10 protein-coding genes are annotated in these 12,826 nt (G+C 56.1%); 5 read left to right on the top strand and 5 right to left on the bottom strand.

Going from position 1 to position 12,826, the window contains the following annotated elements:
- Positions 1-28 precede the first annotated feature (28 nt).
- Both FYC48_RS04805 and FYC48_RS04800 read right to left on the bottom strand, forming a co-directional pair.
- Positions 29-625, bottom strand: a complete 597-nt coding sequence (locus tag FYC48_RS04805) for a phosphatidylglycerophosphatase and protein-tyrosine phosphatase 1 family protein (RefSeq protein ID WP_200836534.1) — start codon at positions 623-625, stop codon at positions 29-31.
- A gap of 183 nt (positions 626-808) precedes the next feature.
- Complete coding sequence (locus FYC48_RS04800) at positions 809-2,224, bottom strand: PQQ-binding-like beta-propeller repeat protein (protein WP_149495849.1); 1,416 nt, start codon at positions 2,222-2,224, stop codon at positions 809-811.
- A 577-nt stretch (positions 2,225-2,801) separates the two neighbouring features.
- Here FYC48_RS04800 and FYC48_RS04795 point away from each other — a divergent pair.
- The 5 genes from FYC48_RS04795 (at position 2,802) to clpX (ending at position 7,932) form a co-directional block, all read left to right on the top strand.
- Complete coding sequence (locus FYC48_RS04795; RefSeq protein ID WP_149495468.1) at positions 2,802-3,944, top strand: TlpA disulfide reductase family protein; 1,143 nt, start codon at positions 2,802-2,804, stop codon at positions 3,942-3,944.
- Between the two features lie 7 nt (positions 3,945-3,951).
- Positions 3,952-4,947, top strand: coding sequence for a UbiA family prenyltransferase (locus FYC48_RS04790; RefSeq protein ID WP_149495467.1), 996 nt, complete (start codon positions 3,952-3,954; stop codon positions 4,945-4,947).
- Between the two features lie 17 nt (positions 4,948-4,964).
- On the top strand, positions 4,965-5,792 hold the full coding sequence (locus FYC48_RS04785; RefSeq protein WP_149495466.1) for a sugar phosphate isomerase/epimerase family protein: 828 nt from the start codon (positions 4,965-4,967) through the stop codon (positions 5,790-5,792).
- Between the two features lie 199 nt (positions 5,793-5,991).
- Positions 5,992-6,267 (top strand): hypothetical protein, encoded by a 276-nt coding sequence (locus FYC48_RS04780; protein ID WP_149495465.1) that lies wholly within the window; start codon positions 5,992-5,994, stop codon positions 6,265-6,267.
- 384 nt (positions 6,268-6,651) lie between these two features.
- Complete coding sequence (clpX, locus tag FYC48_RS04775; RefSeq protein WP_149495464.1) at positions 6,652-7,932, top strand: ATP-dependent Clp protease ATP-binding subunit ClpX; 1,281 nt, start codon at positions 6,652-6,654, stop codon at positions 7,930-7,932.
- A gap of 120 nt (positions 7,933-8,052) precedes the next feature.
- Here the strand turns inward: clpX and FYC48_RS04770 are convergent, their stop codons facing one another.
- From FYC48_RS04770 to FYC48_RS04760, 3 genes are all read right to left on the bottom strand, one after another.
- Positions 8,053-9,804 carry a CotH kinase family protein gene (locus tag FYC48_RS04770; protein WP_149495463.1) on the bottom strand — a complete coding sequence of 584 codons (1,752 nt, stop codon included), beginning with the start codon at positions 9,802-9,804 and terminating at the stop codon, positions 8,053-8,055.
- Between the two features lie 165 nt (positions 9,805-9,969).
- Complete coding sequence (locus FYC48_RS04765; protein ID WP_149495462.1) at positions 9,970-10,698, bottom strand: DUF4956 domain-containing protein; 729 nt, start codon at positions 10,696-10,698, stop codon at positions 9,970-9,972.
- Between the two features lie 348 nt (positions 10,699-11,046).
- Positions 11,047-12,405, bottom strand: a complete 1,359-nt coding sequence (locus tag FYC48_RS04760) for a porin (RefSeq protein WP_408014872.1) — start codon at positions 12,403-12,405, stop codon at positions 11,047-11,049.
- Positions 12,406-12,826: the final 421 nt, after the last annotated feature.

Here is a 12,826-nt window from a genome sequence, read left to right as displayed (position 1 = left end):
CGTTCGCTGCGGTGATCCTATCGGAACCTTACTCGCTGCCGCTGGTGCTGAGCGGTTCTTCCTCGATCGAAGGAAACAGTCCCGAGTTGCTCTCTTCGGTACGAAGCGAGGCTTGGAATTGCCGGACGACGGGTCGTTCGGCAATTCGCGGGTTGCTATGCGGACGGACTGCCAACAGATGAGCTTGCGCTTCTTGGGGAGTCATGTCTCGGTACTTGATCAACCAGCACACCGCGACGGTCGCGCTGCGGGCGCGTCCCGCTTTGCAGTGAATGTAGACCGTGTCGTTTTGCAGCTTGTACTTCTGGATAAACTCAACCGCCGCCTCGACGTCTTCTAGTTTCGGATGCGTGAAGTCGGTCGTGGGGATATGGAGCTGCTCGATCCCGTGTTTGTGATATTCCGCCGTCGGGCCGCAATACTCTTCGCAGGTATTGACGACGGCACGAACGCCTTCCCCGCGCAACCCTGCGACGTCTCCGGAAAATGGGTAGGCGCCGACAATGACATGCTCGTCAATGCGGTCCCACCAGCGGCGGAACGGGAGCACCCTTGCGAGAAGATAGTTCCAGCAGAGTGTGGGAAAGAAAACGGTTCGGGCGTACAGGCGGGAGAGCAATGGCATGATTGCGATGATCTGATTTGCAAAACGACGAATGAGTTATTCTATCGCCGATCGACGCAAACGATAATTGCCAGTTTCTACAAACTGTATCGTAAAACCATGATTTATCGGCAGCGACGAAGTGGGACAGCCGCCCGGTTCATCGCGATCGTGTACTAAACGTTGCTCATTCCCCGGTCGGTATCACTGCTTGCCGACGCAGTAAACCGTACCGCCGCTGCGCAGGTACAAACGTCCTTCGCTAACCGCCGGTGATGAGGCAAACCCCGTGTCATCGGTTAACTGATTTGTGGCGATCACGTCCAACTCCGGAGTGGCGGTGATCACATGGAACTGTCCCTTGTTGGTGGGGACAATTAGTTTCCCATCGGCAATGACGGGGGTGGAGTAATCAATGTTGCCGAAACGACCACGTTGGGGGCTGGCGCCGGACCCGCTGCGGCGGTCCGAATCGCTGCTCGGCAAACGAGACTGGCCGACACGTTCACCGGTCTGAAGGTCATACGCGGAAATGCGTCCATCGGTATAAACGTACAAATGGCCTTGATAAGCGATCGGGGTTGAGAATCGCCCTGAAATTCCCGCCTCCCAAACAATGTGAGATTCGTTGACGTCTCCTTTGCCACCGGCACGAACCGCGATGGTCTCACCGCCTCGACCACCGATCGCATAAACGACATCGTCGACCACAAGCGGACTCGACGACGTCGTTCCATCTCCCGAACCGCGTGAATACCAACGCAACTTTCCGGTTTCGGGATTCATCCCCCAAATCTCACCGGGAACGGTCAGCACTAGATCAGTCCGATCGTCGAGCTCCACCAAATTGGGCGTGCTCCAGGTACCCGATAGGCTTGCCGCTTCCGATTTCCAAACTTGCTTGCCTGTCTTGGTATCAAACGCGACCAGCGATTCGCTTTCTTCCGCCGCGGTCACGATCAGCAAGTTCATCTGATCGGACTGGTACAAGATCGGACTCGCGGCTGACCCCCAACGAGCGCGGCCACTTCCCGTCCCTACACTTTGCCGCCACTTCTCGTTGCCTTCAAAGTCGTACGCGATGACTCCGGTTTTCCCCAGGAACACGAACACGAACTCTCCATCACTGACGGGCGTGTGGCTTGCGTACCCGTGCGATGTGACGCCTGGCGGACTGAAGGGATCTTCCGGCAAGACGGCGTCGATTGTTTTGCCCCAACGTTCCTCGCCGGTCTGCGCATCCAGGCAAGTCAGGTGACGTTTAAGATCATCCATCGACTCATCCTCTCCGCCGGTGCCGTAGCCGGAATAGCTCGTCACAAAGACCTTGCCATCGACGATGATCGGACTCGACACCCCCAATCCAGGAAGTTTTTTCTTCCATAGCAAGTTCTCGGAATCACCCCATCGGTCAACAATCTCAACCGATTCTTGGCTGACCGATCCGCCACCGGGGCCTAAAAAGCGATTCCAGTCGTCAGCGGCAGCACTTCGAAGTGGCGTGACTCCCACCGGAGCAAACGCGGATCCAACACAACTCGCCGCGGCTAGCCCCAGGGTAAGCAAGCGGCGGCAACTGGGCACGGTGGCAAATCGAGGGCGAAAAGAAAAGGCGTTCATCATTCAGACTCCCGAGTCGTTAAGAAGACAAGTCGCTTGGGGCGGTAGCCGACGGTCTAGTGGCGCTGTCGGACGCGAGCCGACACGATGCTATCGAGCGAAATCGGTTCGGACGTTTAGATCCACATCCAAAATCTCTTGGCCGGGCTCGCGCAAATGAACCCCGCCGGCGGCGGATAGTTCCGATCGAAACGACCGTTTTGCGATGTCTCGTCACGAAGTACTCTCGTGATGAACTCGCAATCGGGGGGGCACGGGCGACGGCTTAGAGACTCGGTTGGCCATCCCGAATACAATGCGTCAGTCTTGACGCAGCGATGCTGGCATTTGTGATTCTGGCAACCGTGACTTCCGGAGCGGTAAACGCATTGCCCCGAACGGCCTAGTGCTGGTCGGCGAGAAGACGTTCCTGGACCGTCGCCGCGATCATTCGACACCGAGCCGCGCTGCCGATCGGTGTTCATCGCTTTAGAATACCAGTTCACAGACGATTGATAACGACGACAACCAACGCCATGATCGGTCGGTATCGATCAGGCTTCCGTCCCAACAACACACTCAATTTGAGTTCTATTCGATGAAACGCTTTGCCCTCGCCGCTCTCTGTTGTGCCGTGACCGCCGCGATCACGGTGCGTCCTGCTCAAGCCGAAGCTGACCTCGACGTCGGCTCGAAAGCCCCCGCCCTGGATATCGCCCATTACTTTGACGAGAGCGATGCCAAAGTCACCAAGTTCAAAAAAGACAATGTGTATGTGGTCGAGTTCTGGGCGACTTGGTGTCCACCTTGCGTTGCCAGCATGCCGCACCTCGCAGAACTGCAACAGAAGCATCGTCCCGATAACGTTCACATCGTCAGCATCAGCGACGAAGACCGAGAAACGATCACCGAGAAATTGCAAGAACCCTACCCGGGCAAAGAACAATCGTTTGCCGAAGTCACCGCGCCGTACACGCTGACCAGCGACCCCGACGGATCCTCACACCGTGATTACATGTTGGCTGCGGGCCAAAACGGTATCCCCGCCGCCTTCATCGTCGGCAAGTCTGGCGTCATCGAATGGATCGGGCACCCGATGGAACTCGACGAACCGTTGGCACAAGTGATCGATGACTCCTGGGATCGCGAAGCCTTCAAGCAAGAACGCCTGCAAGAAGAACAGTTCCAAGAAGCACTTCAAAAATTCGCCCAGTTGGCCGGGCGAGGCAACGTCGAAGAAGCGGGCAAGATGCTGGAAACGCAAATCAGCGAAACGACCAATGAAGAATTCAAGGAGCGTTGGACGAACATCCGTTACCAGTTCCGTTTGCTAACCGGTATCGCGGGCGAAGAAGATTTCAAGCATTACCGCGAACAACTGAAGGAACTCAAAGGTAACGGGCCGGCCGTCTATCGTTTTTCGATGCAACTTTATGGCATCAGCCAAAACGATGGTGACTTGGGACCGCTTGTCGACGACGTGCTGACGGCCTTGAAGACCGAAGTTGAAACGATCGAAGGCAGCGAAAATAAGGTCGCCCTTCACGAAGCGATCGCCCGATTCTATGCGTTGAAAAAAGACTATAAGTCTGCCGTTGCCGCACAGGAAAAGGCCATCGAAGTCGGCGACGAACTCTCGAGTACTCAGAAACGTCGCTTGCAGTTGCTGCTCGATGAGCTAAAAGGCATGCTCGAAGGTGACGACGACAAGTCCAACGAAGATACGCCCAGCGAAGAATAATCAACGCATGTCAGAATCGGCTACGACACACCCCACCGGATCCCTGCTACCCTGGCTGCAATTGATTCGTTTGCCAACGGTGTTCACCGTCTTGGCAGACGTAAGTGCGGCCTACCTGTTGGTCGCGGGCGGCCCGGTGGCACCGCTTCGTTTGTTGACAGTCCTTGTCGCAGGCGTCGCGTTGTACTGGGCGGGGATGGTGCTCAATGATGTGTTTGATGTCGACAAGGATCGACATGAACGTCCGGGCCGGCCGATTCCCAGTGGTGCCGTTTCCTTGTTTGCGGCCAAGCGTGCCGGCTGGATCCTGCTGATCATCGGCGTTCTGGCGGCGGCGGCCAGCGGTTATGTAACGGCAGGGCCCGCCGATGCCGCCGGCGGTTTACCTTCGACATGGTTTCCCGCAGTTGTTGCCGTGGCGCTTGCGTCGATGGTGGTCGCTTATGACGGACCACTTAAAGCGACTCCGTTCGCCCCGGCGGCGATGGGAAGCTGTCGTTTCTTGAGTTTCATGTTGGGTGCGTCGGCCGCGCTTCCAATGGTCGACGGACTACCCGAGATTCCGCGTTTCGTTTGGTCTATCGCGCTGGGGTTTGGGGTCTACGTGATGGGAATCACGACGCTGGCGCGAGACGAAGCGACCGGGGGCGACCCGACCAATCGTCGGACCGGATTCGTACTGATGCTGATCGGAATTGTCATGTTGGCGTTTGCGCCCGGACTGGCCACGGCGGAACAACAACTCCATTTAGCCGTACGTCCGACCGGACAGTTTGTCTTCTTGATCGTGATGATCGGGGTTCCGGTGATCGTCCGAGCGGCTCGGTTGCAGTTAAACCCGACGCCTAAAGCGATCGGGCTGACCATCCGAGCGGCGCTGCTGACGATCATTCCATTCGCGGCGGCCTTTGCGTTTCTCGGCGCCGGCCCCAACGCAGGCCTTGCGGTTTTCGCCTTGGTCGCCCCGGCCATTCTGCTTTCCAAAAAACTCCAGGTCACCTGATCGATCACGCCGAAACGATGATTCCCGGATTCCACTGCAGCAGCCTTGAATTTCATGACGCGGTGGATTTGATTCCCATTCTCGCGGAGATGGGATTTGGGGCGATCGCGATCAGTCCCAAACGCGGCTCGTGGGATATCGATCTGGCTTGGTTTGAAACACGCACCGCCGAAATCGCAGGGCTTTGCAAAGAACACGAGGTTCGGATTGTCGTTGATTTGGACGCGCCGTTCTTCGATCGGCCGGTTTCGTGTGACTGCTTTGGTTTGGCCAGTGGGGACGCGGACGAACAGCGATTGGCGAGCGATAAGGTGCTGCGTTGGATCGACGCAACCGCCGAAATGAGCCCGCTCGCGATCACTTTTTCGAGCGGTCGGGGCTGCGGCCAAAGTGAACGGACACTGGAGCGATTGACGGCCGCCGTCCAGCCACTGGCCGAACGCGCCGCCGCCGTTGGCACTCACCTGGCTCTTCGTCCGGTCACTGAACACGCGATCGCCACGGTGGCCCATTTCGAACGATTCGGGCAATGGATTGGAGGCGACACGTCACTTCGATTGGCCGCCGACGTCGGCGAAATGGTCGTCGGTGGCGAGTTTCCGATCGGCGCCCGCTTGGCGAGGATGCAGCACCGGTTGAGTTGTGTTTACCTGTGCGAGCCGGATTTGGAATGCGGCGGAGACCTGCCATTTGGTCGTGGCGATATCGATATGGGGCGGGTTTGGCAGGTGATGACGCAGAGCGGATTTACGGGCCCAGTAATTTTTCGAGCCTTCGGGCAGGGCCGTCGTGGGCTAGACTTAGCCAGACAAGCGATCACTGTCGTGAATGATCATCGCGGGTGAATTTGGACATTCCGGTCCGGGGGATTGCTTTGGGGGCAAAATCGATGTTGACGAAATTGGCGTGAAACCCGAAAAAAGTGTTTCACGCAAGCGAAATTGCTGGACCACCCCGGCTGGACACTCGTATCATGCAGTGTTCTCGGTGTAGCCGGCAGGTGTCCCAAGAGCGTGTTAGAGATGAGCGGTAATAATGGGATTGTTGAGTGATCCAGCAGTGAAGGCTGGTGTTGCGTTATTGATTATGACCGTCTTGTCTGTAGCCGCATTTTTCCTCGTGGCAAGGTTGCGCGACTACACCAGTGGGGACTGGGATCCGAGCGCTGACGGGCCTTTAAACTTGGAAGAAATGCGTTTGAAAGGTGACATCAGCGAAGAAGAATTCCGAACAATACAGGCAGCGTCTCGGCCTCATTCCGCAGACGGTGAATTCGAAGGCGAGCAGGATTCGAACAAAGAATCCAACTCGTCGGAATGATTTGCCTGACCAAATGATTTGGACCCTCCTTCGATTTGCTTGCCAGATCGATAGATCCATCGCTAGGACGCGCCCCTTTTCCGCAGTTGGCCCTCCCAATTTCAACTGGGCAATCGGCTTCGGAAACCCTTACCAACTCGTTTACAACCAGGGTTCAAGCATCCGTTACGGATGACTCATTGTTGTCTCCTCCCATCAGCCTTGGCTGATTTTTTGGACGACATCGAGGTTGCTTGGACATTGGGCCGAACCGTTCGAAAGCAGTTCCGTGGATTGCCTCGAATGATTTGACGGAGCGCGTAGCGCTGGGCATCTGGCAAATGCTCGGCATCTCCCTACGCAGTCAGATCAGGCGGGGCTGCGCGAACGCAACAGGAGTCGTTTATGCCCGTCAAGGATAACAACAATAGTACTCGCGGCAGCTCGTCGAACAAAAAGAACGCTTACTGTTCGTTTTGTCGAAAGAGCTACCGTGACGTCGGCCCACTGGTCGAAGGCCCCGGCGATGTTTACATCTGTGCCGAATGTATCGACCTCTGCCAGTCCATTCTTGAACAAGAAGAACGGCGGCGTGGTCCGAGCAAGAAACTGTTCAAAGACATCCCGTCACCGCGGAAGATCGTTGAACACCTCGATGAATACGTGATCGGCCAAGGGGCCGCCAAACGTGTCCTCGCCGTCGCCGTTCACAATCACTACAAACGCCTGACCAGCGACTGGGAAGGCAACAGTGATGTCGAGATCGAAAAGAGTAACATCTTGCTCTGCGGACCGACCGGTAGCGGTAAAACGTTGCTCGCCCGTTCGCTCGCTCGCATGCTGGATGTTCCCTTCGCGATCGGCGACGCGACGACCTTGACCGAAGCCGGCTATGTCGGTGAAGACGTCGAGAACCTGTTGCTGAAATTGCTTCATGCTGCCGACTTCGATGTCGAAGCCGCCCAACGCGGCATCCTTTACATCGACGAGGTCGACAAGATCGGCAAGACCGGTGGCAACGTTTCGATTACCCGTGACGTGTCCGGCGAAGGCGTCCAGCAAAGCCTGCTCAAGATGCTCGAAGGCACCGTCGCCAACGTCCCACCGCAAGGCGGACGGAAACATCCAGAGCAGCAGTACATCCAGCTCGACACCAGCAATATTCTGTTCATCGTCGGCGGGACTTTTGTCGGGATCGAAGACATCATCCGTCAACGACTGGGCCATAAAACGCTTGGCTTCGGTGAAGGGGCCGGCAAGGTTAACGAACAGACCGCGGCCGAGCTGGTCGCCGAAATCCAAGTCGAAGATGTGATGCAGTTTGGGTTGATTCCCGAACTCGTCGGACGCTTGCCGGTCATCAGCTACTTGCAAGAACTGGACGAAGAAGGATTGGTTCGAGTGCTCCGCGAGCCCAAGAATGCTTTGACGAAGCAATTCGAGGCGCTCTTCGAAATGGAAAATTGTGAACTCCATTTCACCGACGGAGCGTTACACCAGATTGCCCGACGCGCCCTCAACAAAGGCGTCGGTGCCCGAGGTTTGCGGGGCATTCTGGAGGAAGTGATGTTGGACATCATGTACGAATTGCCCGACCAAGAATCGGGCAAGGTGTACACGATCGACGAAGATGTGGTTTCGGGAAAACATAAGCTCTTCCAAATGCCCACCACCAAGAGTGCTTGACCCGATCAGGTCAAACCATCACGGATCGATCACGGTCCCCACTTCCGATTTTCGAAACGCCGATGGCCCCCGCCATCGGCGTTTTCTTTTTCGCTGCAATCGTGTCGTCTTTGGCAACGACTATTGTTTGAGCAAGAACGCTCGACGTTTCTCAAAGAACGAACGCAACGAGTTTTCTGCGTCAGCGGAAGCCTCCAACGAGTTCGCTTGGTTGAACGCTTCCAAACGATCGAGCTTTCGTGTGTCGGCGGCCACTTCATCCGAGATCAGTTCCGCTTGACGGCGAACAAAGGGCTCGAGCTGCTGCCAGTCCAGTGAATCCTCTGCGATCTCGCGAATGTAGCCGAGGTACTTTGCCCGAAACTTCGGTACAGCCAACAGGCGACTGTGCAATGGCATCCGTGGGTTTTCGGCGGAGACCAAAGGGTCCAGGTCGACGCCCCCGTGGCCCGGGCCCCCGGGGCCTCTGCCTGCGGGGCCTCTGCCTGCAGGCCCACGTCCGGGTCCGCCGAATTCACCCGGACGACGTCTGCCCTCGCGGTCGTTCCCGCCGAAACGAGGAGGTGGCGGTCCATCAAATCCAGGTGGCGGTCCATCAAATCCGGGTGGTGGACCGCCGCGGCCCGGTCCCCGGCCGCCGCCATGACCGCGACTGAACGCTTCATTCATGTCGTGGGGGATGATGTGAAAGCGTCCTTCTTGATCGAGAAACAAACTATAGTCGCTCGCCCTTGTCCAGTAGCCATCACTGTTGACCAACGCGACGTCGAGCGCGAGGAAACGTAGTGTCCCGTCGATGTCCAGGAGTGGATCGAGTTCACGTTCGAGTTGATCGAGAGGTGTTTCGTTCAACGTTTTGCAAAGTTGAACGAGCTTCTTCCACGCCTTCTTACCGTCATTCGACTTCATCTCGAACCGTTCTTTGTAGGGTTCAAGTTCATCGCCAAGGTACCGTAGACCTCCGTCACCGCCGGGGCTGCCGCTAACCTTCCAGCGGGTCCCCTTGGTCGAATCAAAGTGTTCTCCCAAGAAATCTTTGTTGAACTGCTGTACGTTCACATACACTCCCCAACTTTCACCGTTGATCACGACATGAACATGGTTTGCCTTAGGGACGGGGATGTATTTGCTGGCGATGTGCGAGTAGAGAACCGTGCTCATGAACGACGGATCGCCGGAACTGTTCAGCAGGTTCAGGGTTTTGTAGCCATACAAACGCTGGTCTTCATCGGCCAGATCAAGCGACACGTTGAACGATCGCTTGTATCCCGTTGGCACCATTCCATACGACGACATTCCTCGGAATCGCATACCCACGTTCGGGTATATCTTTCCATCGACTGTAAGCATCGCGGGAACATCGACATCGGTCCCGTGGAAGTCTTCCAGTTCGCTTTCCCAGTCTTCGTTTTCGAATTCGAAGAACAGGGTTCTCACCATTGATGGATCATACAGCTCGGCGTCGTCATAGCTTGTCACATCACTCGGCGAGATCGCTCGCCCCGGTTTCGCAGGTTCTCGCTGTCCATGACCTCTGCCGCCGGGACCGCCACCTGGCCCTCGACGTCGCTCGCCGCCTTCTGCGGTCGCTTTCACTCGAGCCTTCGCCCGTTCGTCGCGATTCAACCAGCCATTGTCGTCCTGATCGAATTCCTTGACCAGTTTAAGATCGTCTTGCGGTCCGCCAGGACCAAACCCGGGAGGACCGAATCCTCGTGGGCCTCGTGGCTGTTCCGCATTTTCCCCGCGCCGGCTGATTTCATCGAAACGCGGCGAACCATTATCTCGGGGTGGCTGTGCAAAACAGCTATTGAATATTAACGCGCCTAAGGCGACACCGCCTAACAGCGTTGATCGATGTCGATAACTCATCTGATTGGGTCTCCGAGGATTGGATGAGAAAAGTTGATTGCGAAATATGTGACTCGGTGGACAAGAAAACGAAGGTGCCGCAGCGCCGGCAGCGATCCCGGTGACCGACGAGTCACGGCTTTCGGATCGATCATCGGTGCGAGTCCCGTCATCGAATTTTCTGTGCTAGCTCGGTGTCGGGCTTCCATTGCCCGGAACCGTCGTCCAAATCGTGAGTGTGGCTTTGTTGAGCACCAAGTCGACAGTTTTGATTTCCAGTTTGGTGATGTCCAATCCCGTTCGTTCACGAAGGTCAGCCATCAGATTGCCACGATGAGAATCACCCAGCCATTCGATGCGGTCGTATTCGATGGTCAGCTTGCTGGCTTTGAATGCCTTGCCAGATTGCCCATTTCCGGCGGCCTCATTTTTGGGTTTGTTCGAGCCGTTCTTTGCGATGACTTGCCCGTTCTGAGATTCACTGGCGCCGTTACGATCGCGGCCCACGATCCATTCTTTCAGCATCATTCCGGCAAAGATCAGGCTGTTGACCAGCATGATTTCGGCGTAGCTGGTTTTCTTGTTCGAGAGCGAATTGATGACGCCAATGCCGATGACGATGAACAGGTAGGTCATCTCCTTGGGACGAATCGCATCGGTGCGATAACGCAATACTCCGAAGACGGCGAACAAGCCCAAAGCAAGCCCAAGATCGAGTTCCAGCTTCTTCATCGTGAAGCAGATGAAGAACACGATCAGATTCAACATCACCGCCGTAAACGCGAAGTCGCGTTCGCGCTGGCCGGGATAGATTGCGAATACGGTGATCAGGGAGAGAAAAAATAGATCGATCGCAAGCCGGACGAGCAACTTAAAGATGTCATCGTCGTAGAGCGGGACTTCAAGAAATTCCATTGTCAGTGCAAACGGGGAGCGCGGCCCTCTTCGTGAGCACGAACATGCTGCGATCGAGAGCGATAGAATCAGTTCAAAGCGCCAAGCCGCAACGGCCCGGATAAACTGAAAAGCGAGATCGGACCGCGCAGGGGGCCACGTTTTTTAAGAAAAGATTAAGAAACCGTGGCGAACGCCATGCGGCTAATCAAGATCCCCTATCAGCCGACGAGCGTTAGCTCCGGTTATTGCACCGAATTCGTGGCTGCTAATCAGGAGTCTAGTTTGGTAGGCAAACATCAAACAAAAACGCATCGACCTTTGCAGATCGATGCGTTTCGTTGCGGGAATCGTTTGTCGGTTGATCGACTAGAACATGAAGATCGTGTCGATACCGAAGGTGGTTTGGTCGTCACCTTCATCCAGTCCGGCCAACAAGTCGTCGTCCCAATCCCAGCGGATTTCTGGACGGACGATGACATTGGCGTGTGGCTTGTAGTTCATGCCAAGGGTCAGAGCGTAAATGTCTGACTCTTGAGCGAAATCGTCGGCATCGTTGCCTGGGGTTCCGTTATCGTTGAGGAACACGCCTTCTTGGTTGTACCATTCGAAGCGGCCACCGAACGCAACGCAGTCGCTGACGGTGTAGATCAGGTACTGGTTGATGCCGAAGGTTTCACGAACCAGAGCACCGGCGTTGTTTTCCGTGTCAAGCAAGTCGCTTTGGAAAATGTATTGCAAGTTATCGGTCAGTGTTACGTCAGCAACGATCGAGTGCATGTAGCCTTGCTCGGTCGTGATCCGATCGTCAGCAAAGCGTCCACCAACGGTCGCGTAGGTGACGGTCAGGTCGTCGCTCAATCCAACCGACAATCCGCCTAGGAAAGCGTCGCCGTTGTCTTCGAAACCGCTGTCCCAACCGAACACGTATCCACCGTAAGCGGTCACGTTGTCGCTAACGTTGTACGTCGCCAGAGCACCGGTGTGGGTGAACGGCTCGCTGTTGTACATCGTGTAAGCGTGGCTGTAGAAGAAGTTGTCCGGGGCGGTCACGACTTCCCATCCGATGATGGTGTAAAAGTGACCGACTTTGACGGACAAATCGCCGTAGCCAGCTTCCAAGTACAACTGGGGCAGGGCGTGACCGTAGTCGTTGCCGTTGTCCCAGTCATTGTCCCAGTGATCGTTGTCGATGCCGAACGCCTGGGTGTCCTGCGAATCGGTACCGTAGACGTAATCAATCCGTCCACCGATGTCGAATCCGCACGAGGTGTCAATTGCTTTTTCAGCCCACAGCCACGCTTGGTGCAGTTGAAACTCATCGGGACGGCTATTGAACAACGGCAAAGCGTTGTTGTGGTAGCCCATTTGGACCCAGCCACCTGCCGAGAATCCGCATGCTTCGCCAAACAGGCTGAAGGGATCGCCCAAGTCGCATTCGCCAAGCTTGCAGGCAAGTGAGCCGTCAAGGATCGCGCCGCCGCAGCCGCTATCGCAGCCACTGTCGCATCCCATATCGCAAGCGTCGCCGATGACTTCGCAACCACACGCCGGTTCCGAACAGCCACAATCCATCGCGCCAGCGTCGCAGCTGGACGAATCACAATCGCAAGGGGTTTCACATCCGCAGTTCACTTCGTTGAAACCGACTTGTGCGACCTGCCCGCTCGCGCCCGGCGCGGCTTGGTAGTGGGCGTGCAGGTTTCCGGCAGCGGGGCCACCGGCCATAGCGGTTGAGCCAAAGCACAACATCGCAAGTGTGGTGAATAACAGTTTTCGTTTCATGGGTCTTCCTTTGAGTCCGCTCCGGAACGAGTCCTTTCGTTTCGGGATCTTGTTTCTCGATCGGGTACAATCGGAGTGCGTTCGCGGCACACCGACGACCACGTCATCCGCCAATCCGGGACGTCGATCGAGAGCCGCTTGATCATCTTCCACGGGATGTATCGGGAGGATGGCGCCGAAAATTCTGGTCTTTTTGGTTTTCGCATTTCGCCAATCTTTCCCGTTTTAACACTGGGTGTTAATCCGTACCGGTCACGTCGCGTTTGCACGTGCGAAAGTGATTTCCTCGCTGAGCGACGACGCGATCGGCGCAAAAAAAACGACCGCCTTTCGGAGTTCGAAAGGCGGTCGCCGGAGATGATCA

It is taken from the genome of Roseiconus lacunae, from assembly GCF_008312935.1.
Classification (GTDB): Bacteria; Planctomycetota; Planctomycetia; order Pirellulales; family Pirellulaceae; genus Stieleria; species Stieleria lacunae.
This window is presented reverse-complemented; position numbering and strand designations above follow the sequence as displayed.